The sequence below is a fragment of the Leucobacter sp. HNU genome, from assembly GCF_047946755.1.
Classification (GTDB): Bacteria; Actinomycetota; Actinomycetes; order Actinomycetales; family Microbacteriaceae; genus Leucobacter.
In genome coordinates this window covers 2,084,944-2,107,529 of record NZ_CP178837.1, presented here as the reverse complement: position 1 = coordinate 2,107,529, position 22,586 = coordinate 2,084,944, and the positions used below count along the sequence as shown (strand labels likewise).

Genomic DNA, 22,586 nt, shown 5'->3' with positions numbered 1-22,586 from the left:
CGGAGGTGACAAAGTGGTCGCCGAATCCTCAAATACGAACAACGTTTGGTTTGGATTCCCCTTCGACCCGCTCAACGAGGAGCACCATGACCATGCCACCCACGGACCCGGCCACCGGCATCGCGCCGACCGGAACCATCACGACCGCGCCTCCGGGCGCCGGCGAGCCCGCGGCCAGCCCGCCCGCGAACCGGCGCCTGCTGCCGAGCCTGCTCGCATCCTCACTGACCCTCTTCGCCACCTACGGCGGACTCATCGCGATCCTGCTGCCCACCCAGATCGCGCTGCTCGACGAACGGAACAAGGTGGCGAACCTCGCCGTCGTGAGCACCGTGTCGTTCGTCTTCACGCTGTTCGCCCAACCGATCGCGGGCGCGCTCAGCGATCGCACCCGCTCGCGCTACGGTCGACGGATCCCGTGGATGGTGCTCGGCGCGCTGGCCGGCGGTGTGCTGCTGCTCGGGCTCGGGTCGCTGACGGACCTGTTCTGGATCACGGCGTTCTGGGTCGTGATCCAGGTCGCCCTCAACTTCCTGCAGGCCCCGCTGACCACGATCACCGCCGACCGCTTCCCGCGTTCCCAGCGCGGCGGAGCGAGCGCGATGATCGGGCTGGGGACCCAGCTCGGCATGACCGTCGGCGTGATGCTCGCGGGAGCGCTCGGCAGTCGGATCGGCATCGGCTACGCCGCCTTCGGCATTGCGGTGATCGTCGTGACGGTGCTCTTCGCCCTGCTCAACCGAGACTGGTCGTCGAAGGACGCGGCGGTGGAACCGTTCCGTTGGGGCGCGTTCTTCCGGGGGCTCTGGATCGATCCGCGCAAGCACCCGGACTTCGCCTGGGCGTTCGCCGCCCGGTTCCTGCTGATCCTCGGCTACTTCGTCGTCTCGGCGTACCAGCTCTACATCCTCACCGACTACATCGGACTGTCGCTGACCGATGCCCAGGGCGCGGTCGTGACGCTCACGCTCGTCGCCTTCGTCCCCCGCTGATCGCGATCGCGCTCTCGGGCTGGTGGAGCGATCGGGTCGGGCGTCGCAAGCCGTTCATCTACGTCGCGACCGTGTTCATGGTGATCGGGCTCGCGATGCCCCTCCTCCTGCCGGATCTCACCGGCATGATTCTCATGAGCGTGATCAACGGCGTCGGGTTCGGGCTCTACATGTCGGTCGATGCCGCGCTCATGACCGAGGTGCTGCCGAGCGAGGGGACCTCCGCGGGCAAGGACCTCGGGATCCTCAACGTCGCGACGAACATTCCGCAGGCCCTGAGCCCGTCGATCGCCGCCCTGATCATCGGAACGTTCGGCGGCTATCCCGTGCTCTTCGTCTTCGGGATCGTGTTCGCGATCCTCGCGGCGATCGCCACCGCCCCGATCCGCAGTGTCAAGTAGCGTGAGCCGCACAGGACGCCTGCCGTACCCACCGGAAGGAACCCGAATGTCGAAACCGCACACCGACGCAGCGCAGGACGAGCACGCCCTGCAGGCCCACCCCGAGGTGCGCATCGCCGAGGGCCTCGTCCGGGGTCGCTGGCGTCCGACGACGGGCGGGCGGGGGAATGCGCGATCGGCGGCGTTCCTCGGGATCCCGTTCGCCGAGGCGCCGGTCGGCGAGCTGCGATTCGGCGAGCCGCAGCCGAAGGCGCCCTGGGACGGCGTGCTCGACGCCGCGGAGTTCGGGGCGACGGCGCAGCGCGGCGATCCCGGGGTGACGCTGATCCCCGAGCCGAGCATTCCGGGCGACTCGACGCTCAACGTCAACGTGTTCACGCCCGATCCCGTGGCCGCGGAGCCGGGACCGGGCCTGCCCGTGCTCGTCTGGATCCACGGCGGCGGATACTTCGCCGGATCCCCGGCCAGCGTCTGGTACGACGGCCGCAACTTCAATCGCGACGGCGTCGTGACCGTCACCGTCTCCTACCGCCTGGGCTTCGACGGCTTCGGGTGGGTCGCGGACGCGCCGTCGAACCGCGGCGTGCGCGACTGGCTGCTCGCGCTCGAGTGGGTGCAGCGCAACATCGCGGCGTTCGGGGGCGACCCCGGACGGGTCACGATCGCCGGGCAGTCGGCCGGCGGCGGAGCCGTGATGACGCTGCTCGGCATGGAGCGCGCGCAGCACCTGTTCCACGGCGTGTACGCGATCTCGGGAGCCCTCGCCGACGTCTCGGCCGAGCGGTCCGAGGCGTTCGGGCGGAAGCTCGCGGAGTCCGCGGGCACGGCGCCCACGCGGGCCGGCTGGTCCGCGATCCCCGAGGACCGGGTCCTCGAGCTGCAGCAGGCCGCGACTGCCATGACGCCGGACTCGATGAGCGAGATCATCGACGAGGGGCTCCCGCTCGGTCCGGCGGTCGACGGCGAGCTCCTGCTGCGGCCCACGCCCGAGTCGTTCCGGCTCGGCGTCGGGTCCGACAAGCCGCTCGTGCTCGGCGCGACCGACGACGAGTTCAGCATGGCCATGACGGACGCGGCGAAGGCCCTGCGCTGGGTGCCGAAGGGGATCCTGCTCGGCAAGCTCGGCGTGCCGAGATCGGCGAGAGCCGCCTATCTCGCGGCGAACGCCGACGTCGTCGCCGAGGGGAAGGCCCGGCTCGCCGGCCGGGTGCTCACCGACCGGATGTTCCGCACTGCGATCCTCCGCATCGCCGAGGCCCGCGGCTCCGCGCCCACGTGGGTGTACCGGTTCGCGTGGCCGTCCGGCACCTTCGGCTTCGCGGAGCACTGCCTCGACGTCCCCTTCTTCTTCGACTGCCTCGACGGACCGGCGATGGAACCGCTGGCCGGGCCGAACCCGCCGCAGGCGCTCGCCGACGAGGTGCACGCGGCGGCGGTCGCGTTCATCGCGGACGGGGACCCCGGCTGGCCGCGGCATGACGGCGATGATCGCGTCGCGCACGTCTTCGACACCGCCAGTCGGGACGTTCGGGATGCGTACGCCGCCGTCAGGCCGCTGCTGTGAGGGGCGCATCGAGCGTGCGGCCCGTGCCGATCCCGCGACCCCGAGCGCAGCTGATCGCGGGGAGTGCTCTCCTGGCCGTCTTCGTCGGCATGGGCGCGGCGGTGCTCGCCGAGCCCGAGGCCCCTGGAGCCAGGGCATCGACGATGCGTGGCGCTCGGCGGTGGGCGTCGGCCCCGACTCCCCGCTGCCGGGCTCCCCGATCGCCATGCTCTTCCAACAGCTCGGCCAGCTCCCGGGCATGATCGCGTTCGCGCTCGTGCTCCCCGTCGTGCTCGTCGCGCTGGGTCGCTGGCGCTCGGCGATCTTCGTGTTCCTGCTGCAACTCGCGGGGCCGGGACTCGTCTCGCAGCTCGCCAAGAACCTCGTGAACCGGCCCCGCCCCGCCGCGGACGAGGCCGCCGGACTCTTCGGGCCGCTGTTCACCGTCGACCACGGGTCCTTCCCCTCCGGGCACGCGGTGAGCGCCGCCGTGGCAGCGGTCACGATCCTCGCGCTGATCCCGCCGAGCAGGCGCGGTCTGCGCTGGGCCGGCCGCGTCGTCGCCGCGCTCCTGCTGATCGGGATCGTCTGGCAGCGGACGCTCATCAACGCGCACTGGTTCAGCGACACGATCGCCGGGATCCTTGCCGGGCTCGGCGTCGGTCTGCTGCTGCAGTGGGCCTTCTGGCCCTGGCTGCAGCGCGACTTCGGCCGCGCCCCCGGATTCGCCCGCGAACGCGCCTCGGCCGACCGCCCGGCGACCTGACCCCGCATCCTCCATCCACCCCGACTCGCAAAGGACACGACATGACCGAATCACCGCGCGACCGACTTCCCGACCTCACGACGGAGGAGAAGGCATCGCTGCTGAGCGGCGCCGATTTCTGGACCACGAAGCCGATCGAGCGGATCGGACTGCCCTCGATCATGCTGACCGACGGCCCGCACGGGCTGCGCAAGCAGGCAGAGGCGAGCGACCACCTCGGGCTGAACGACAGCGTGCCGGCCACGTGCTTCCCGCCGGCCTCGGGCCTCGGCGCGAGCTTCGATCCCGCGCTCGCCGAACGCGTCGGCGTCGCCCTCGGCGTCGAGTCCGCCGTCGAGGACGTCGCGGTGATCCTCGGCCCCGGCATCAACATCAAGCGCTCCCCGCTGTGCGGACGAAACTTCGAGTACGTCTCCGAGGACCCGATCCTCGCGGGCGAGATCGGCGCCGGGCTCGTCCGAGGGATCCAATCGCAGGGGGTCGGGGCGTCGCTCAAGCACTTCGCGGCGAACAACCAGGAGGACGACCGCATGCGCGTGTCCGCCGAGGTCGACGAGCGGACCCTGCGCGAGATCTACCTGCGCGGATTCCAGCGGGTCGTGACCGACGCGCGGCCGTGGACCGTGATGTGCTCCTACAACCGCCTGAACGGCGTCTACGCCTCCGAGCACCCCTGGCTGCTGACCGACGTGCTCCGTGGGGAGTGGGGCTTCGACGGCGTCGTCGTCTCGGACTGGGGCGCTGTGCAGGACCGGGTCGCGGGGGCGGCCGCCGGGCTCGACCTCGAGATGCCGTCGAGCGGTGGGCACACCGACCGGCAGGTCGTCGCGGCGGTCGAGAACGGAGAGCTCTCAGCGGAAGCGCTCGATACCGCCGCGGGACGCATGCTCGACCTCGTCGGCCGGGCGCAGCAGCGTCCGCCGGTCGCGGGGCCGCTGGACGTCGACGCCCACCACGCGCTCGCGCGCGAGGCGGCCGGCCGTTCCATCGTGCTGCTCAAGAACGACCCGGTGGAGGGCGCCGAGCCGCTGCTCCCGCTCGCATCGGATGCGAGCCTCGCCGTCATCGGCGAGTTCGCGCGCACGCCCCGCTTCCAGGGCGGCGGATCCTCGCACATCACCCCCACGCGCGTCGACACCGCGTGGGATGCGCTCTCGGCCGAGGCGGGCGACCGCGCCGCCTTCGCCGCGGGCTTCGCCTTCGACCCGCGGACCCCCGTCGAGGAGCAGGCGCGACTGCGCGACGAAGCGGCGGCGCTCGCCGCCGCTCGCGACATCGCCGTGGTGTTCCTCGGGCTGACCGACCCCGAGGAGTCGGAGGGCTTCGACCGGGAGCACATCGATCTCTCGCCGGCGCAGCTCGCGCTGCTCGACGCCGTGCTCGCGGCGAATCCCCGCACGGTGGTGGTGCTCTCCAACGGCTCCGTGGTCGCGCTGCCGTTCGCAGATCGGGTTCCCGCGATCCTCGAGGCCTGGCTGCTCGGGCAGGCCGGGGGCTCCGCGACGGCCGACGTGCTGCTCGGCGCGGTCAATCCCTCGGCCCGCCTCGCCGAGACCGTGCCGCACCGCATCGAGGACACCCCCGCGTTCGGGAACTTCCCCGGATCGTTCGGCCGCGTCCAGTACGGCGAGGGGATCCTGGTCGGCTATCGCTGGTACGACGCCCGGCGCATGGACGTGGCATTCCCGTTCGGGCACGGGCTCTCCTACACGAGCTTCGAATACGGGAGCGCGCGCGTCGGAGAACTCGGCGATGGAGACCTGCGGGTGGTCGTCCCCGTCACGAACACGGGGGCGCGCGACGGCCGCGAGGTCGTGCAGGTCTACGCGTCGATCGACGAGTCGGCGGTGGCGCGCGCGCCGCGCGAGCTCAAGGCCTTCGCCTCCGTCGAGATCGCAGCGGGCGAGACCCGCGAGGTCGAGCTCGTGGTGCGCGCCGAGGACCTCGCGTACTGGGACACCCGGGTCGGTCGCTTCGTCGTCGAACCGGGGGTCTACCGGTTCGAGGTCGGGGCGTCGAGCCGTGACATCCGTACCAGCGCGGCGATCCAGCTCGCGGGGAGCAGATCCTGCTCCCGCTCAGCGAGGCATCCTCCATCGCCGAGGTGCTCGCGCATCCCGTCGCCGGTCCGATCGTGCGGGCCCGATTCGCGGCGACGCGAGGTCGGGTGGACGAGGCGATGGATGCCGGGGTCATGGGGGACGAAGCCATCGACAAGATGATGGAGTCCTTCCCGATCGGGAGGATCGCCGGGTTCCCCGGCATGGGGATCGACCGCGAGCAGGTCGCCCAGCTGATCGCGCTCGCGAACGCGCCGCATAGCTGAGGCCGGCCGACGCACGCGGCCCGCGCGCCATCAGGGAGCGCGCGGGCCGCGCTCGTTAGACTGCACCCAGCATGAGATCAATTCTGACGGCGATCATCGCAGCCATCGAATCAGTCGCCGTCGCGCTCGCGGGCGGCTTCCTGGTCGCGGCGTTCGCCATGGTGCTCTGGGGCGCGGGCTTCGGGTTCGCGGCCGACCCCGGCGACGTCGGCGGGGCTGCAGCCGGCGGCTGGCTGCTCGCGCACTTCGTGCCGCTGCACTTCTCGGTGAGCGCGCAGGCCGCGCTCGGCCTGGGCCTTCCGGCGGAGGCGCTCCGGATCCCCGTCTCGCTCGCTCCGCTCGGGCTGACCGCGGTGACCGCCGTGCTGGCCGCGCGCTCGGGCTGGCGCTTCTCGGCCCGTGGCGGTGTCGGGGTCGCCGCGGTGCTGGGCGGCAGCATCGGGTTCGGCGCCGCCGCCGCGGTCGCGGCGGCGTTCGCCGGGCCGGTGCTCGACGCGCCGCGCTGGGTCGCCATCGCGCTGCCCACCGCCGTCTACGCGATCTCCAGCGGCGTTCCCTTCCTGGTGCGAGCCGCGACCGAGCCCCACGACTGGTGGCTCTCTGCGGCGAAGGGGCTCGGCAGGATCCGCGAGTACCTCGGAATCCGCAGCCTGCCCTCGTTCGGATGGGCGCTCGGCGCCGCGCTCCGGATCGCCGCCGCGGCGACCATCGCGCTCCTCGGGCTGGGGGCGCTCGGCGTCGCCATCGGCTTCATCGCGGGCTACGTCGACAGCATCTCGCTGAGCCAGCAGCTGCAGCTGGACCCCCTCGGTGCGATCCTGCTCTTCGTACTCCAGCTGGCGCTGCTGCCGGTCGCAGTGGTCTGGAGCGCGAGCTGGTGGACCGGAGCCGGATTCGCGATCGGCGAGGGGAGCTCGGTGTCGCCGTTCGGCACCTACCTCGGCCCGCTGCCGCAGCTCCCCATGCTCGGCGCGCTGCCTCCGGAGTGGGGCGCGATCGGCGCCGCGGCTCCCGCCGTGGTGCTCGTGCTGGGGCTCGTGATCGGACTGCTCGCGGCCCCGCGGCTCGCCGGTCGCGCCCGGGGGCTCCCGGCGACGGTCGCGGTGCCGCTGCTCGGCGGGGTGCTCGCCGGGAGCGCTGTCGCGCTGCTCTCGCTCCTCGCCTCGGGCGCGGCCGGACCCGACCGCCTGTCGGTCACCGGGCCCGACGCGTGGGCGGCCGGCGGATTCGCCGCGCTCGAGCTCGGCATCGGCCTGCTCCTCGGGGTGCTCATCGGCCGCCGCGAGGTGCTGCTGCGCGCCGTCGGCGAGCTGCGCCTGCCCGACCTCTCGGCCCTGCCGATCCCCGGTCGGGCGTCGGGCGCCGCCGCTGCTGCCGAGAGCGCTTCCGCGAGCGACCCGCACCCGGCGGGCACCGAAGAGCCCGGTACGGCCGGGTCAGGGGCCGGAGGCCCGCTCGACCTGCCACTGCCCGAGATCGACGCGCACGAGCTCGCCGCGAGCGAGGCGGCGATCGCCGCAGGGACCCTCGCGGAGCAGGAGACCGCGCCGGTCGGCCCGTTCGACGGCGACGGAACCGTCGAAGCGGAGGAACGCAGCGCACCGGAGCCGGAAACGGGACCCGACCCGGCCCCCGCGGGCGAGGGTCGGGCGGCCGGGCTCGACTCGGCAGCGGAGCAGGCCACCGTCGAGATCTCGGACGAGGTCGTCGCCGCGGCTCAGGAACCGCCCGAGACGGACGCGGCACCGGAAGCGCGGGACGAGGACGAGCACGTCGATCCGCTGCTGCGCGCCTTCTCCTGGGACGCGCAGTCGCCCGACGGCGGATCCGTCCCGGGCGCCATCGAACCCGGACCCGACCGGGGACCGCGATCACCGCTCCAGCTGCCGAAGGGGCTCCGCGCGCGGCTGCGTCGGGACAGTGTTGAGGACGATGACGCGTCGCCGCGCGACGATCCCGCCGACGGGGTACGGTAGGGCCGACGCGCGGGACCCCGTGCGATCCGGCGCGCCGCGCGACGCCGAGCACTGCGAGCGGGAGTGAATCCATGAGCCAGCCCGGCACGGTCCAGGGCGCCCACCTGGTGGGAAGCATCAACTTCGACGACGCCGAGGCGACCATGCGCGTCGCCGCCGAGCACCTCGGCGCGCACCTGAAGCGGATTCCCGACGGAGAGGTGGGGGAGCGGTTCCACTGGATCGCGTTCCAGCCCGATCGCATCGCGCAGGCTGCGGGTATCGTGCGGGTCGGCGACACCCCGATCCCGCTCCGCATGCTCGACCTGCGGCCGGTCGCGCTCGCAGAGGGCGTGCGCGCGGCCGACATCGAGCTGCCGCCGCTCGGGTACGCGGACGCCGCGCTCGAATCGTGGGCCGTCTTCGACCGGCTGCAGCGAGCAGGTTCGATCCCGTCCGGCACCCGCTTCCAGGTCTCGCTGCCGAGCCCGCTCGGCGTCGTCGGCAGCTTCGTGGCCGAGGAGGATCGGGCCGAGTTCGAGCCCGTCTACGAGGCGGCCCTCGCGGGCGAGCTCCAGCGGATCCTCGACGCGATCCCGCACGAGCGCCTCGCGATCCAATGGGACGCCGCGCTCGAGTTCGCGATCATCGAGGCGGCCGCCTCTGCGGAGCGCGGTGCCAGACGCTACGAGTGGTTCGACGAGGTCTGGACGGGTACGAGCGAGCGCCTGGCGCGACAGATCGACCGAGTGCCCGACGACGTCGAGGTCGGCGTGCACCTCTGCTACGGGGACGTCGCCGAGAAGCACTTCGTCGAGCCCGCGGACAGCGCGAACCTGACCCGGTTCGCGAACCTGCTCGTGGACGCCGCCGAGCGCCCCCTGACCTGGCTGCACCTGCCCGTGCCGATCGAGCGGGACGACGCCGCGTACTTCGCGGCGCTCGCAGACCTGGCCCTTCCCGAGACCACCGAGCTCTACCTGGGTCTCGTGCACCGGGAGGACGGCGTCGAGGGCGCTGCCCGCCGGATCGCCGCCGCGCAGCAGCACGTCGGGCGCCCGTTCGGCGTCGCCACCGAGTGCGGATTCGGCCGCGCGCCCGAGGGCACCGCGGTGCCGCTGTTCGAGACCCACCGAGCGGTCGCCGAGGCCTGGTGAACCGGAAGCGGGCCCGGGCGCTCTCCGCCCGGACCCGCCGTCGCGGCCCTGATCAGGCCGTGATGTAGCCGTTCGGGTTCAGCACGTACTTGCGCGCTGCGCCCTGGTCGAACTCGGCGTAGCCGCGGGGTGCGTCCTCCAGCGAGATCGGGGTCGCGTTCACCGCCTTCGCGATCTGCACCTTGTCGTGCAGGATCGCCTGCATGAGCTGCCGGTTGTAGCGCATCACGGGGCACTGGCCCGTGGTGAAGGACAGCGACTTCGCCCAGCCCAGGCCGAGCCGGAGCGACAGCGAGCCGACCTTCGCCGCCTCGTCGACGCCGCCCGGGTCGCCGGTCACGTAGAGGCCGGGAATCCCGAGCCCGCCGCCGGCCTCGGTGAGATCCATCAGGGAGTTCAGCACCGTCGCCGGCGCTTCGGTGGCTGCGCCGGACCCGTGCCCGCGCGCCTCGAAGCCGACGGCGTCGACGCCGCACTCCACCTCGGGCACCCCGAGGATCTGCTCGATCTGATCGCGCGGATCGCCCTTCGAGACGTCGACCGTCTCGCATCCGAAGGATCGGGCCTGGGCGAGCCGGTCCTCGTTCAGATCGCCGACGATCACACAGGCTGCTCCGAGCAGCTGCGCACCGACCGCCGCCGCGATTCCGACGGGGCCGGCACCGGCGATGTAGACGGTCGATCCGGGCCGGACTCCGGCGGTGTATGCGCCGTGGAATCCCGTCGGGAAGATGTCGGAGAGCATCGTGAGGTCCAGGATCTTCTCGAGCGCCTGGTCGCGGTCGGGGAACTTGAGCAGGTTCCAGTCCGCGTAGGGCACGAGCACGTACTCGGCCTGGCCGCCCACCCAGCCGCCCATGTCGACGTAGCCGTAGGCGCTGCCGGGTCGGTCGGGATTGACGTTCAGGCAGATGCCGGTCTTCCCCTCCTTGCAGTTCCGGCAGCGCCCGCAGGCGATGTTGAACGGGACGGAGACGATGTCCCCGACCCTGATGAACTCGACGTCGGGGCCGACCTCGACGACCTCGCCCGTGATCTCGTGCCCGAGGATCAGGCCCTCTGGCGCGGTGGTGCGGCCGCGGACCATGTGCTGGTCCGAGCCGCAGATGTTGGTGGTGACGGTCCGCAGGATCGCCCCGTGGGGCACCTTGCGGCCGACGTTCGCCGGGTTGACGCCCGGCCCGTCCTTGAGCTCGAACTCGGGATAGGGGTGTCGACCACTTCGACGACACCGGGCCCCTGGTATGCGACTGCTCGGTTTCCAGACATCTTCGTCCTCTCTGCAGATTTCGGCGGCTCCCGCCACCCCGAGCCTCTCCCCGGGCCGGACGGCGCTCAACCGTCCCGAGGGCTGGGTCGGACCACCCGTTTGGGGAGGTGCTTCGGTCAGAGCGACGCGACCCCGATCGCGACGAGTTCGGCGCGCGAGGTCGAACCGGTCTTCTGCAGGAGCTTCGACACGTGGTACTTGACGGTATTGGGGCTGATGCCCAGCGCTTCGGCGATCGCCTTGTTGCGCTGTCCCGATGCGACGAGACCGAGCACTTCGCGCTCGCGTGCCGTCAGATCCGCGGTCCCGGACGGAGTGTCCCGCGGAGCGGGCGGATCGAGCGGGATGCGGATCCCGACGGTGGAGCCCCAGCCCGCGGTGGAGTCGACGTCGAGCGCGCCGTCGAGCGCGATCACGCGCTCGACGATCGGGCGGAGGGAATCGTGGTTCGCCGTGAGCTCGCCGCGGCCGTCGTCGCGGATGCTCATGAGGAGATGGAGACCATCGCAGTCCCAGTGGATCCGCACTCTCCGCGCATCGCCCGCGTGGATCAGCGCGAGGACGGCGATCCGGACGATCGAGCGGGCCGTGTGCGCGACCTCGCCCGGGAGCGCGCGGCCGGAGCGAGGCGGATCAACGAACTGCATCTCGAGGTCCCCGAAGCGGACGAGCGGGCGGAGATCCTCGCGCAGGCGCGCGAACGCGGTGGTCACCGGCTCGAGCAGGCCCGCCTGCTGCTCGTCGACGCCGGAGCGGAGTCCGATCAGCGCCTCGACCGCGAGGTCGACCGCCGTGGCGCGGGCCGCGCGGTCGTCGAGCCTCGGGGATCGCAGGATCGCGAGCAGGGACTCCAGCGTCACCGCATGCCGAGCGGCCTGCTCCTCGACCGTCTGCGCGTGCTCGAGGAGCATCGCCCGAGTGGCCGAAGCGGGCACCGCGCCGTGGTCCGTCATGCGGTCAGCCTACCCGTCGGGAGAGTCGGGATGCGGAGTGCGGTAGGCTGAATCGAATCCACGGGAGTCCCTGCGCGAGGGGCTGAGAGGGAGCACGCGAGCTCCGACCGTCAACCTGATCTGGGTCATACCAGCGGAGGAAGGAACCCTATGCGTTCGCATGCCCGTACATTCGCCGTGCTCGCCCTCACCGGAGCACTCGCCCTGACCGCGGCCGGGTGCGCCGCGTCCGGCGGCTCCGGCGGGAAGGCCGCCTCGGACGAGGTCACCCTCGTCGTGCACAGCTCGTTCCCGAACAAGGAGTTCGCGAAGGCCGCGAGCAAGGCGACCGGCCTGCGGGTGAAGGTCGTCTCGGCCGGCGACGGTGGCGAGCTCACCAACAAGCTCGTGCTCACCAAGGGCGCCCCGATCGCCGACGCGTTCTTCGGCGTCGACCAGATCTTCGCATCCCGGCTCATCGACGGCGGCATCACCGAGGCCTATACGCCGAAGGGACTACCCGACGGCGCGAAGCGGTTCGCCGTCGACGACCGCGGATCGCTGACCGCCGTCGACTACGGCGCCACCTGCCTGAACATCGACACCGGCTGGTTCGCCAAGCACGGCGTCCCCGCCCCCACGGGCTACGACGCGCTCACCGACGCGAAGTACAAGGATCTGGCCGTCGTGCTCGACCCCACCGCGTCGTCCACCGGAGGATCCTTCCTCGTCGGTACCGTCGCGAAGTTCGGCGAGCAGGGCTTCGCCGACTACTGGACGCAGGTAGCGAAGAACGGCACCCGCGTCGAACAGGGCTGGACCGAGGCCTACAACGGCCAGTTCACCCAGGGCGGCGGCACCGGTACCCGCCCGATCGTCGTCTCGTACGCGACCTCGCCCGCCTGGACCCTCACCAAGGACGGCTCGGCGACCACCACGGCCGCCCTCCTCGACACCTGCTCCAACCAGGTCGAGTACGCGGGCGTGCTGAAGGGCGCGGCCAACCCCGAGGGCGCGAAGAAGGTCGTCGACTACCTCGTCTCGCGCGAGTTCCAGGACACCATCGCGGACTCCATGTACATGTTCCCCGTCGACGCCAGCGCGAACGTGCCCGCCGACTGGACGAAGTTCGCGCCGAAGCCCGCGGAGCCGAACGACCTGCCCGCCGCCGAGATCGGGGCGAAGCGCGAGTCCTGGCTGAAGACGTGGAGCACGGCGACCGGCTGGTGAGCCGCTCGACCCGGCGGGCGGGGCGCGCGGCCGGCCTCGGCCGCGCGTGGGGGATCGCGGCGTGGACCGCCGCTGCCGCGATCCCGCTCGCGTTCCTCGCCGTCTTCTTCCTGCTGCCCGTCCTGTCGCTCATCGCCACGGGCTTCACGACCGGGGGACGCTTCGACGCGTCCGGGATCCCCGCGGTGCTCGGCGAGCCCCGCACCTGGAGCGTCGTCGGGCAGACCCTCGCCCAGGCCGCGCTCGGCACGCTGCTGTCCCTCGTGCTCGGCGTGCCCGCCGCGTTCGTGCTCTATCGGCTCCGGTTCCGCGGCCGCGCCGCGCTGCGCGGCCTCATGACGGTCCCGTTCGTGCTGCCGACGGTCGTGGTGGGCGTCGCCTTCGAGTCGGTGTTCGGCGAGGGCGGCCCGCTCGCCGCGCTCGGACTCGATCGAACCCTGCTGGTCGTGGTGCTCGCCCTGGCGTTCTTCAACGTCACGGTCGTCGCCCGCACGGTCGGCGGGTTCTGGTCGCAGCTGGACCCGCGCCCCGAGCAGGCGGCGCGCATGCTCGGTGCCGGCCCGGGCCGGGTCTGGTGGACCGTCACGCTGCCGCAGATCGCGCCCGCGCTCGCCTCCGCGGCGTCGCTCGTGTTCCTGTTCTGCGCCACCTCGTTCGGCATCGTGCTGATCCTGGGCGGGCGCAGCCTTTCGAACGTCGAGACCGAGATCTACCGGCTGACCGTGCAGTTCCTCGACCTGCGCTCGGCGGCCGTGCTGTCGCTGCTGCAGTTCGCGCTGGTCGCCGCCGTGCTGGTCGTGTCCGCCCGACTGCGCCGCCGGCGCGAGCAGACCGTCTCGCTGCGTCCGACCTCCGAGCAGGTCCGGCGCGCGCACGCGCCAGCCATCGTCGTCGTCGCCGCGACGGTGCTGCTGCTCCACCTGATGCCGATGATCGCGCTGCTCGTCGGCTCGCTGCGCGGCCGGACCGCCGGTGCCGACGGCGCTGCCGAGTGGACCCTGCAGAACTACACGAACCTGTTCGTGCCGCCCGCGGATTCCCCGATCGACGGATCCGTGGCCGACGCGCTCGCGACGAGCCTCGGCATCGCCGCGCTCGCCGCGACGATCGCGCTGCTGCTCGGCGGCCTGGTCGCGCTCGTGGCCTCACGACGCCCGAGATCCCGCGTCCTCGCCCGGGCGATCGAGTGGTTCGACGGAGCGATCATGCTGCCCCTCGGAGTCTCGGCGGTGACGCTCGGCTTCGGGCTGCTGCTCACGATGAACCGGCCGCTCGGGATCGGGCTCGACCTGCGCACCTCGACGGTGCTGATCCCCATCGCGCAGGCGCTCGTCGCGCTGCCCATCGTGGTACGCACCCTGCTGCCCGTGCTGCGCGGGATCGACCCGAGGCAGCGGGACGCCGCCGCCGTGCTCGGCGCGGGCCCGTTGCGGGTGCTCGGCACGATCGACCTGCCGCTGCTCGGTCGGTCGGCGGGGCTCGCGGCGGGCTTCGCCCTCGCCGCATCGCTCGGCGAGTTCGGTGCGACCTCGTTCCTGGTGCGCCCCGATACCCAGACCCTGCCCGTCGTGATCGCGCAGCTGATCGGTCGGCAGGGGAGCGACAGCTACGGCACGGCGCTCGCCGGGGCGGTCGTCCTGGGCGCGATCACGGCGGGGATCATGCTGCTGGCGGAGCGCTGGCGCTCGGATACGGCGGCAGAATGGTGAACGACACGAAGGAGCGGTGCATGGCGGAATCGGACGTGACGGGCCTGGCGATCAGCACGCGCGGGCTCTTCGTGGACCGAGCGACGGTGCGGTACCCGGGCACCGAAGCGTCGGCGCGACCCGCGGTCGACGGTGCGAGTCTCGCGGTCGAGGAGCGCGAGGTCGCCGCGCTCCTCGGGCCGAGCGGCTGCGGCAAGTCGACCCTGCTACGGGCGATCGCGGGCCTGGAGCCCCTCGCCGAGGGGCGCATCGCGTGGGCGGGCGACGATCTCGCCGGGGTCGCGCCGCACCGCCGGGGCTTCGGGCTGATGTTCCAGGACGGGCAGCTCTTCGGGCACCGAACGGTCGGCGCGAACGTCGCCTACGGACTCGAGGCGCAGCGGATGCCGAAGCCCGAGCGCGCCGTTCGGGTCGCCGAGCTGCTCGAACTCGTCGGCCTCCCGGGGGCCGAGCGGCGGCGCGTGACGGAGCTGTCGGGCGGGGAGCGCCAGCGGATCGCGCTCGCGCGCTCACTCGCCCCCGGCCTCGCCTGCTGCTCCTCGACGAACCCCTCTCGGCGCTCGACCGCGAGCTGCGGACGCGCCTCGCCGAGGACCTGGCACGGCTGCTGCGCGAGACGGGTACGACCGCGATCCTCGTGACCCACGACCCGGAGGAGGCCGAGGCGATCGCCGACCGTGTCGTCCGCATGCGCGACGGCCGCGTGCTCGCGGAGGAGAGCGCGGCGTGAGCGGGCCGGTGACCGAGGCGGACGCCGGGGCAACGCGGGTCGCGCGCGCCCTGCTGTCGCGCGCGATCGTGTGGCACGGCCGGCTGCCGCGTGCGGTGCTCGTGGACGGCCGATCCGGATCCGGCAAGACCACGATCACGGGTGCGCTGGTGCCGCTGCTCGGGGAGCGCTCGGTGCCCCCGCCGAGCTATTGCGGGTCGAGGACCTGTACCCCGGCTGGGACGGGCTCGCCGAGGGCGCCGCGGCGGTGCCCGAAGCACTGCGCACGGGACGCTACCGCCGATACGACTGGCTCGCCGGGCGCTTCGCGGAGGAGCACGCGCTCGAACCCGGCCGGCCGCTCGTGATCGAGGGCTGCGGCGCGCTCAGCGCCGACAACCTGGCGGCCGCCCGGACCTGGACGGCGGGGTCCGGCACCGGCACCGGCACCGGTGCCGTGCTGCCGGTCTGGATCGAGCTGCCCGCAGAGGAACGCCGTCGCCGGGCGCTCGCGCGGGACGGCGAGACGTTCCGACCGCACTGGGAGCGCTGGGCGAAGCAGGAGGACGCGCTCGCCGCGCGCACCCGCCCGATCGCGCTCGCGCGCGAGATCCTGCACGCGGACTGAGCGCGGCTCGTCGGTGCTCGGAACCCGGGCGCCGGCCGCGCCGGTCGCCGCTCCGGGTCAGTGCCCGTGCGCTTCGGAGCCCGCGGCCTCGTCGGCCGCGACCTGCTCCGCCTCGAACGCCGCCGGTACCCCGGCAGCGCGGCGCTTCGCCAGCGAGCGGCACACCAGGGGCCAGCAGGCGATCAGCACGCCGGTCGCGATGAGGCTCGTCCACACCTGGGTGCGGCCGCTCTCGGAGCTGAGCATGACGACGAGCACCGCGGCGATCGCGGCGATGAGGAGGATGTTGAGCCAGGGGTGGAGCCACATCTTCAGCTGCAGCCCGGCGACCTCCTCGGCCGACATCTTCTGCCGCATGCGCATCTGCGTGAGCGCGATGAAGACGTAGACGAAGAGCGCGACGAGGCCGGCGGAGTTCATGATGAAGTCGAAGACGCCGGACTCGGGTGCCGCGAAGTTGACGAGGGTCGCCGCGACCGCGCCGATGGTCGAGGCGAACAGGGCGAAGGCGGGGACGCCCGAGCGCGTCCGACGCGTCATGATGCGGGGGCGTACCCCTGCTCGGCGAGGGCGGCGAACATGCGCGATGCCGAGTAGAGGCCCGAGTTGAGCACCGAGATCACGGCGGTGAAGATGATGATCTGCATGATCGCGGCGGCGCCGGGGACGCCGAGCAGCGAGAACACGTGGGTGAAGGGCGCGGTCGCCACGTTCACGGGCTCGGGCAGCTCGTCCCAGGGCACGACCATCGTGATGATGAGTACGGCGCCGACGAAGAACAGCAGGATCCGCCAGATGACGGTGCTCGTGGCCTGCCTGATGCCCTTGGCGGGGTTCTCGGACTCGGCGGCGGCCATCACAGCGATCTCGGTGCCGAAGTACGAGAAGATGACGAGCGCGACGCCCGTGAACGCGATGCCGAAGCCGTTCGGGGCGAATCCGCCGTGCTCCCAGAGGTTCGGCACGGAGAAGGTCGACTGCGGCCACAGTCCGAGCGCGAAGAGCAGGCCCGCGCCGAGGAACACGACGATCGCGATGACCTTGATGCTCGCGAGCCAGAACTCGACCTCGCCGAACGTGCGCACCGAGATCAGGTTGGCGCCGATGAACACGGCGATCAGGATCAGCGACCAGGTCCAGCCCGGGAGGAACGCGAACCAGGAGTGCAGGGTCTCACCGCCGAGCACCGCCTCGTAGGCGAGCACGCCGACCCAGAAGTACCAGTAGAGCCAGCCGACGAGGTAGGCGGCCCAGTCGCCGAGCCCGACCCGGGCGTACTCCATGAACGAGCCGATCGCCGGTCGCGCCGCAGCCATCTCTCCCAGCATGCGCATCGCGAGGAACACGAGCAGGCCGCCGATCAGGTAGGAGATGATCGCGGCCGGACCCACCGAGCGGATGATGTTGCCCGACCCGACGAAGAGGCTCGCGCCGATGATCCCGCCGAGGGTGATCATGGTCACGTGCCTCGGTCGGAGCTTGGCCCCGGTCGACGGGGACGGAGCGGAAGCCGGATCCTGCACGGGTGATGCCTCTTTCGATTCGACGAGGGCGAGGTACGCCGTGTGGCATGGTACCTGCGCGGCCGCGCGAAACGAAATTGAGATATCAGTTACGCCGCACCGCTCGCGAGAGCCCCAGGGCCGCGCAGCCGATGGCCGCGCCCGCGGCGTTGAGCACGACGTCGGAGAGGTCCGGGACCCGACCGGGGATCACCGATTGGCTCAGCTCGATCGCGACGGTCGCCGCGATGCAGATCGGCAGGGCGAACCACCATGCGCGGCGGGGGAGCACCGCGGCGACCGCGAGCCCGAGCGGTACGAACAGCGCGACGTTGGCGAGATCCTCGACCTGCATCGTCGTGAGCGACGCGTCGAAGCGACCGAGCACGGCATTGATCGCATCGACCGCCTCGATACGCGCCGTCAGTACGAGGCCGCGCGGTCCGAGGGTCGCGACGCCGATCCCGGCGACGACGAGCAGCAGGAAGACGACCGCGGCGGGACGGGGAGCGTGCTCCGGGGGAGCGGCCGGTGCGTGAGCGGACATGGTGGAACCTGCTTTCTTCGGGGCGGCCGGATCAGGCGCCCATACCCATGGGACCGCAGCGGCTGTTTCGAGAGCGTATGCTCCGCAGCCGCTAGACTTGCCGCGTGCTGAACATCGCGGTGCTGATCTCCGGTGGGGGCAGCAACCTCAAGGCCCTGATCGACGCGACCTCCGAACCCGGCTTCCCCGCCCGCATCGCGGTCGTGGGATCCGACACCGAGGCGCCCGGACTCGCCCACGCCGAAGCCGCTGGGATCCCCACCTTCGTCGTGCGCCCCGCCGACTCCGGCACCCGCGAGGAATGGGGCCAGCTGCTCGCCGCGGCGATCCAGGAGCACGGCGTCGGCACCGGCCCGGAGCCGAGCCTCGTCGTGAGCGCCGGACTCATGCGGATCCTGCCGCCCGGTTTCGTGCGGCTCTTCTCGCCCGCGCTCATCAACACCCACCCCGCGCTGCTCCCGAACTTCCCCGGAGCTCACGCCGTGCGCGACGCGCTCGCCGCGGGCGTCCCGGAGACGGGGGTGACCGTCCACGTGATCGACGAGGGCGTCGACACCGGCCCCGTGCTGCGCCAGCGATCCGTCGTCGTGCGCGACGGCGAGACCGAGGACGAGCTCCACGAGCGGATCAAGCAGCTCGAGCGCCCCCTGCTCGTCGACGTCGTGCGCGACATCGCGACCGGAGACCTGAACCTCCCCCAATCGGCCGAATAGGAGACCGAACCTGATGGCAGTCCAGAGCCACGACCCCAGCCTGTACGAGCACCGCGATCTGATCCCGGTGCGCCGGGCGCTCATCTCGGTGAGCGATAAGTCCCGCCTGCTCGAACTCGCCGGGGCCCTCGCCGCGGCGGGCGTCGAGATCGTCTCGACCGGTTCCACGGCGTCGACCATCCGAGACGCGGGACACCCGGTGACCGACGTTGCCGAGGTCACCGGATTCGCCGAGGCGCTCGACGGGCGCGTCAAGACGCTGCACCCCTCGGTCCACGCCGGCCTGCTCGCCGACCTGCGCCTCGCCGATCACCGCGATCAGCTCGCGCAGCTCGGCATCGAGCCGTTCGAGCTCGTCGTCGTGAACCTCTACCCGTTCGAAGAGACGGTGGCCGCGGGCAAGCCCGTCGCCGACGTGATCGAGAACGTCGACATCGGCGGCCCCGCGATGGTGCGTGCGACGGCCAAGAACCACGCCAACGCGGCGATCGTCGTGTCGCCCGAGCGCTACGACGAGGTCATCGAGGCGGTGCAGACGGGCGGTACGACCCTCGACCTGCGCCGCTCGCTCGCCGCCGACGCCTTCACGCACACGGCGTCCTACGACGCCTCGGTCGCGACCTACTTCCTCGAGCAGGAGTTCGTCGGCTGGACGGGCGAGACGCTCGACGAGGCCGGGTTCGACGCGGACTTCGACGCCGACTTCGGCGCGGAGCAGGGTGCCGAGGCGCTGCTGGACGACGACGCGGACTTCGACGGCGAGGACGGGACCGCGGGTTCGATCGATGCGATCTTCGCGATCGACCCCGAGGATCCGACGGGCACCACCGTCGGTCTCGAGGTCGGGGGACTCCGCGACGCGGTGCTGCGCTACGGCGAGAACAGCCACCAGCGCGCCGCGCTCTTCACGGAGCCCGGCGGCACCGGGATTGCGCAGGCGACCCAGCTGCACGGCAAGGAGATGTCGTACAACAACTACGTCGACGCCGACGCGGCCCTGCGCGCGGCCTACGATCACGACCGCCCGGCGGTCGCGATCATCAAGCATGCGAACCCGTGCGGCATTGCTGTGGCGCCCGAGGCGGCGGCGGACCCGATCGCGGCAGCGCACGAGCTGGCCCACGCCTGCGACCCGGTCTCGGCGTTCGGCGGCGTGATCGCCGCGAACCGCACCGTCACGAAGGCCATGGCCGAGACGGTCTCGGGCATCTTCACCGAGGTGATCATCGCACCGGGATTCGAACCCGAGGCGCTCGCGATCCTCACCCAGAAGAAGAACCTGCGCCTGCTCGTGCTGCCCGGCGACTTCGAGCCGAGCCCGCTCGAGCTGCGCCAGGTCTCGGGCGGCTTCCTGCTGCAGGACGCCGACCGCTCCTTCGCCCCGGCCTCCGAGTGGGAGCTCGCCACCGGCGAGCCCGCGGATGCCGAGACGCTCGCCGAGCTCGAGTTCGCGTGGCGCGCGTGCCGCGCCGTGAAGTCGAACGCGATCCTGCTCGCGCAGGGCGGCGCCTCGGTCGGCGTCGGCATGGGGCAGGTCAACCGGGTGGACTCGTGCCGCCTCGCGGTCGAGCGCGCGGGGGATCGGGCCGCGGGGTCGGTCGCCGCGTCCGATGCGTTCTTCCCCTTCGCCGACGGCCTGCAGGTGCTGCTCGACGCCGGCGTGCGCGCCGTCGTGCAGCCGGGCGGGTCGGTGCGCGATCCCGAGGTGATCGAGGCCGCGCAGGCGGCCGGCGTCACCATGTACTTCACCGGGGAGCGCCACTTCTTCCACTGAGCTCCGTGCTCGCGCCGTGGGCGCCGGGTCCTCCGGGAACCGGCGCCCTCGGCGTTCCGTCTCCGCGTCGGCCGACGGTACCGTCGGCTGACGCGGGAGGCACCCAGGGACGACGCGGAGCACCCGCGCCGGTCCGTACCGTCGGAGGCATGGAGACACAGCCAAGCGACCTCGGGCTCATCGCCCGCGTCACCCACCTCAGCAAGCACTACGGCTCGGGCGAGCACCGCGTGGTCGCCCTCGACGACGTCTCGATCGGGATCCGGCGCGGTGAGTTCACCGCGATCATGGGGCCGTCGGGCTCGGGCAAGTCCACCCTCATGCACGTCATGGCCGGCCTCGACACCGCGGACGCCGACGGCGGCGGACGCGTCTGGCTCGGGGACCAGGAGATCACCGGCATGCGCGACGCCGAGCTCACGGTGCTGCGCCGCCGCCGGGTCGGCTTCGTGTTCCAGGCGTTCAACCTGGTGCCGACGCTCGACGCGCAGGACAACATCACGCTCCCGTTCGAACTCGACGGTCGTCGGCCGACGCGCGAGGAGCGCGAGTGGATCGACAGCATCGTCGACGCGCTCGGGCTCCGCGAGCGCCTCACCCATCGGCCGCATCAGCTGTCGGGCGGGCAGCAGCAGCGCGTTGCGATCGCACGCGCTCTGGCGCGGCGGCCCGACCTGCTGTTCGCCGACGAGCCGACCGGCGCGCTCGACTCGCGCACCAGCCGCGAGGTGCTGGCGCTGCTGCGCGACGCGGCGCACCGCTCCGGCCAGAGCATCGCGATGGTCACGCACGATCCGATCGCGGCGAGCCACGCCGACCGGATCCTGTTCCTCGCCGACGGCCGCATCGTCGACGACCGCGGCCCCATGAGCGCCGAGGACATCTCGCGCACGATGCTCGGCATGGAAGCGGTGGCGCGATGAGCGGGCGCGGCTTCGGCGCGGCGGCCGGGGGCTCCGCTCGCGACCACGGCGCCACGATCGTCGTGGCGGCGCTCTCGGCGATGTTCGCCGCGACGCTGATCCAGACGGTCGGGATCCTGACCGCGGCGATCGACCCGCAGCTGGTCGAGGAGTCGGGCACCATGCGGATGATGCTCTTCATCGTCGCGACCGTGTTCATCTTGATCGCCCTCTACGTCGGGTCCATCGTCACCGCCAACACGTTCTCCACGATCATCGCCGGGCGGGCGCGCACCATCGCGCTGCTGCGCCTCGTCGGGGCGAGCTCGCGCCGCGTGCGCTCGCGGGTCGCGTTCGAGGGGCTCATGGTCGGCCTGATCGGCGCGGCCATCGGCTTCGCCGCCTCCTGGCTGCTCTGCACGGTCTTCGTCTCCGTCGCGCCGGGCCAGGGCTGGCTGCCCGCCGGGCACGACTACCCGCTGTTCGACCCGCTCGCGCTTGTCGGCGTCGCCGTGGTCGCGCTCACCACCTGGGTGTCGGCCTGGGTGGGGTCGCGACGCGTGGGCGCGGTGTCGCCCATCGCGGCCACGGGAGCATCGGTCGAGCTCGATCCCGAGTCGGCACAGCACCGAACCGGACGCACGGTGTTCTCGGTGATCCTGCTCGTGCTCGGCGCGGGCGTGCTGACGCTCGGCGTGCTGGTCGGCCTGGTGTCGCCCCTCGGGCTGCTGGTCGCGTTCTTCGGCGGGCTCGCCTCGTTCACCGGCATCGCGGTCGGCGCCCACTGGATCATGCCGCCGCTGCTCCGCCTCTCGGGCCGACTGCTCGGACGCGGGGTCACCGGCCGTCTCGCCGCGGCGAACGCGGTGCGTTTCCCCGAGCGGAGCGCCCGCGCCACGATCGGGCTCGTGATCGGCGTGACGCTCGTCACGATGTTCGCGGTCGCGCTGCAGACCTACCAGCAGATGACCATGCAGGTGTTCGACGGCAACCCCGCGATGAAGGCGGCGCTCGAGAGCACCTTCGCGGTCACGATGGCGATCCTCACCGGGCTCGTCGGCTTCTCCGCGGTGATCGCGGCCGTGGGCATGGTGAACACCCTCTCGCTCAGCGTGCTGCAGCGCACCCGCGAGCTGGGCCTGCTGCGGGCGCTCGGCTTCACCGGGCGTCAGGTGCGCGGCACCATCACCGCCGAGAGTGCGCAGATGACCTTCGCCGCGCTCGTGTTCGGGCTGCTGCTCGGCACGTTCTACGGCTGGGTCGCGGCGCAGAGCATGCTCGGGCAGCAGGCGGGGCTCATGCCGCCGTCGATCCCGTGGGGCATGATCGCCGGAGTCGCCGTGTTCGGTGCCGTGCTCGCCATGATCGCCTCGGCCGCACCCGCGCGCCGCGCGATCCGCGTCTCGCCGGTCGCCGCGCTCGCGGTGGACTGAGCGGCCGGATGCGCGGGTCGGGAACCGAGTAGCAGAGTGGGCGACGGAGGGGCTGAACGATGATCGTGCCGAGGCTGCTGCTGGCGTGGAGCGCCGG

General features: G+C 72.2%; 16 protein-coding genes, 3 pseudogenes and 1 riboswitch. Of the genes and pseudogenes, 15 read left to right on the top strand and 4 right to left on the bottom strand.

What is annotated here, in order from left to right:
• Positions 1-86 precede the first annotated feature (86 nt).
• From AB3K78_RS10365 to AB3K78_RS10335, 7 genes and pseudogenes are all read left to right on the top strand, one after another.
• Complete coding sequence (locus tag AB3K78_RS10365; protein WP_416442978.1) at positions 87-992, top strand: MFS transporter; 906 nt, start codon at positions 87-89, stop codon at positions 990-992.
• A complete protein-coding gene (locus AB3K78_RS10360) occupies positions 989-1,393 on the top strand; it encodes an MFS transporter (protein WP_416447345.1) in 405 nt (134 codons plus the stop codon). The genes AB3K78_RS10365 and AB3K78_RS10360 overlap by 4 nt, the downstream gene beginning before the upstream one ends.
• A gap of 46 nt (positions 1,394-1,439) precedes the next feature.
• Positions 1,440-2,957, top strand: a complete 1,518-nt coding sequence (locus AB3K78_RS10355) for a carboxylesterase/lipase family protein (protein ID WP_416442976.1) — start codon at positions 1,440-1,442, stop codon at positions 2,955-2,957.
• A 160-nt stretch (positions 2,958-3,117) separates the two neighbouring features.
• Positions 3,118-3,702 (top strand): phosphatase PAP2 family protein, encoded by a 585-nt coding sequence (locus tag AB3K78_RS10350; protein ID WP_416442974.1) that lies wholly within the window; start codon positions 3,118-3,120, stop codon positions 3,700-3,702.
• 41 nt (positions 3,703-3,743) lie between these two features.
• Positions 3,744-6,028 (top strand): annotated as a pseudogene (locus AB3K78_RS10345) (glycoside hydrolase family 3 C-terminal domain-containing protein).
• Positions 6,029-6,099: 71 nt separating this feature from the next.
• Positions 6,100-8,004, top strand: coding sequence for a DUF6350 family protein (locus tag AB3K78_RS10340; RefSeq protein ID WP_416442972.1), 1,905 nt, complete (start codon positions 6,100-6,102; stop codon positions 8,002-8,004).
• Between the two features lie 71 nt (positions 8,005-8,075).
• Positions 8,076-9,140 (top strand): hypothetical protein, encoded by a 1,065-nt coding sequence (locus AB3K78_RS10335; RefSeq protein WP_416442970.1) that lies wholly within the window; start codon positions 8,076-8,078, stop codon positions 9,138-9,140.
• A 52-nt stretch (positions 9,141-9,192) separates the two neighbouring features.
• Here the strand turns inward: AB3K78_RS10335 and fdhA are convergent.
• Positions 9,193-10,409 (bottom strand): annotated as a pseudogene (gene fdhA, locus AB3K78_RS10330) (formaldehyde dehydrogenase, glutathione-independent).
• Between the two features lie 117 nt (positions 10,410-10,526).
• Complete coding sequence (locus tag AB3K78_RS10325) at positions 10,527-11,363, bottom strand: helix-turn-helix transcriptional regulator (RefSeq protein WP_416442968.1); 837 nt, start codon at positions 11,361-11,363, stop codon at positions 10,527-10,529.
• A gap of 50 nt (positions 11,364-11,413) precedes the next feature.
• Positions 11,414-11,522: riboswitch (TPP riboswitch) on the top strand.
• Here AB3K78_RS10325 and AB3K78_RS10320 point away from each other — a divergent pair.
• The 4 genes from AB3K78_RS10320 (at position 11,514) to AB3K78_RS10305 (ending at position 15,618) form a co-directional block, all read left to right on the top strand.
• The gene (locus tag AB3K78_RS10320) at positions 11,514-12,572 is read left to right on the top strand and encodes a thiamine ABC transporter substrate-binding protein (protein WP_416442966.1); all 1,059 of its coding nucleotides are present in this window, start codon (positions 11,514-11,516) and stop codon (positions 12,570-12,572) included. It overlaps the preceding riboswitch by 9 nt.
• The gene (locus AB3K78_RS10315; protein WP_416442964.1) at positions 12,548-14,281 is read left to right on the top strand and encodes an ABC transporter permease; all 1,734 of its coding nucleotides are present in this window, start codon (positions 12,548-12,550) and stop codon (positions 14,279-14,281) included. Before AB3K78_RS10320 ends, AB3K78_RS10315 begins: the two co-directional genes overlap by 25 nt.
• Before the next feature lie 20 nt (positions 14,282-14,301).
• Entirely contained in the window at positions 14,302-14,922 is a 621-nt protein-coding gene (locus tag AB3K78_RS10310) for an ABC transporter ATP-binding protein (protein WP_416442962.1), read from the top strand.
• Between the two features lie 279 nt (positions 14,923-15,201).
• Positions 15,202-15,618, top strand: coding sequence for a hypothetical protein (locus AB3K78_RS10305; protein ID WP_416442960.1), 417 nt, complete (start codon positions 15,202-15,204; stop codon positions 15,616-15,618).
• A 57-nt stretch (positions 15,619-15,675) separates the two neighbouring features.
• Here the strand turns inward: AB3K78_RS10305 and AB3K78_RS10300 are convergent.
• Both AB3K78_RS10300 and AB3K78_RS10295 read right to left on the bottom strand, forming a co-directional pair.
• Positions 15,676-17,075, bottom strand: a pseudogene (locus AB3K78_RS10300) (amino acid permease).
• 151 nt (positions 17,076-17,226) lie between these two features.
• The gene (locus AB3K78_RS10295) at positions 17,227-17,667 is read right to left on the bottom strand and encodes a VanZ family protein (RefSeq protein WP_416442958.1); all 441 of its coding nucleotides are present in this window, start codon (positions 17,665-17,667) and stop codon (positions 17,227-17,229) included.
• A 104-nt stretch (positions 17,668-17,771) separates the two neighbouring features.
• On the opposite strand from AB3K78_RS10295, the gene purN reads away from it, so the two are divergent.
• From purN to AB3K78_RS10275, 4 genes are all read left to right on the top strand, one after another.
• Positions 17,772-18,380 carry a phosphoribosylglycinamide formyltransferase gene (gene purN / locus AB3K78_RS10290; protein ID WP_416442956.1) on the top strand — a complete coding sequence of 203 codons (609 nt, stop codon included), beginning with the start codon at positions 17,772-17,774 and terminating at the stop codon, positions 18,378-18,380.
• 13 nt (positions 18,381-18,393) lie between these two features.
• Positions 18,394-20,154 (top strand): bifunctional phosphoribosylaminoimidazolecarboxamide formyltransferase/IMP cyclohydrolase, encoded by a 1,761-nt coding sequence (gene purH / locus AB3K78_RS10285; RefSeq protein WP_416442954.1) that lies wholly within the window; start codon positions 18,394-18,396, stop codon positions 20,152-20,154.
• 149 nt (positions 20,155-20,303) lie between these two features.
• Positions 20,304-21,077, top strand: a complete 774-nt coding sequence (locus AB3K78_RS10280; RefSeq protein ID WP_046456566.1) for an ABC transporter ATP-binding protein — start codon at positions 20,304-20,306, stop codon at positions 21,075-21,077.
• Positions 21,074-22,489, top strand: coding sequence for an FtsX-like permease family protein (locus AB3K78_RS10275; RefSeq protein ID WP_416442951.1), 1,416 nt, complete (start codon positions 21,074-21,076; stop codon positions 22,487-22,489). The genes AB3K78_RS10280 and AB3K78_RS10275 overlap by 4 nt, the downstream gene beginning before the upstream one ends.
• The last annotated feature ends 97 nt before the right edge of the window (positions 22,490-22,586 follow it).

Excerpts from the sequence above, each read along its gene's own strand:
- AB3K78_RS10365 (WP_416442978.1), top strand. The coding sequence starts at position 87 with ATGACCATGCCACCCACGGACCCGGCCACCGGCATCGCGCCGACCGGA.
- AB3K78_RS10355 (WP_416442976.1), top strand. The coding sequence starts at position 1,440 with ATGTCGAAACCGCACACCGACGCAGCGCAGGACGAGCACGCCCTGCAG.
- AB3K78_RS10340 (WP_416442972.1), top strand. The coding sequence starts at position 6,100 with ATGAGATCAATTCTGACGGCGATCATCGCAGCCATCGAATCAGTCGCC.
- AB3K78_RS10335 (WP_416442970.1), top strand. The coding sequence starts at position 8,076 with ATGAGCCAGCCCGGCACGGTCCAGGGCGCCCACCTGGTGGGAAGCATC.
- AB3K78_RS10325 (WP_416442968.1), bottom strand. The coding sequence starts at position 11,363 with ATGACGGACCACGGCGCGGTGCCCGCTTCGGCCACTCGGGCGATGCTC.
- AB3K78_RS10320 (WP_416442966.1), top strand. The coding sequence starts at position 11,514 with ATGCGTTCGCATGCCCGTACATTCGCCGTGCTCGCCCTCACCGGAGCA.
- AB3K78_RS10310 (WP_416442962.1), top strand. The coding sequence starts at position 14,302 with ATGGCGGAATCGGACGTGACGGGCCTGGCGATCAGCACGCGCGGGCTC.
- AB3K78_RS10295 (WP_416442958.1), bottom strand. The coding sequence starts at position 17,667 with ATGTCCGCTCACGCACCGGCCGCTCCCCCGGAGCACGCTCCCCGTCCC.
- purH (WP_416442954.1), top strand. The coding sequence starts at position 18,394 with ATGGCAGTCCAGAGCCACGACCCCAGCCTGTACGAGCACCGCGATCTG.
- AB3K78_RS10280 (WP_046456566.1), top strand. The coding sequence starts at position 20,304 with ATGGAGACACAGCCAAGCGACCTCGGGCTCATCGCCCGCGTCACCCAC.
- AB3K78_RS10275 (WP_416442951.1), top strand. The coding sequence starts at position 21,074 with ATGAGCGGGCGCGGCTTCGGCGCGGCGGCCGGGGGCTCCGCTCGCGAC.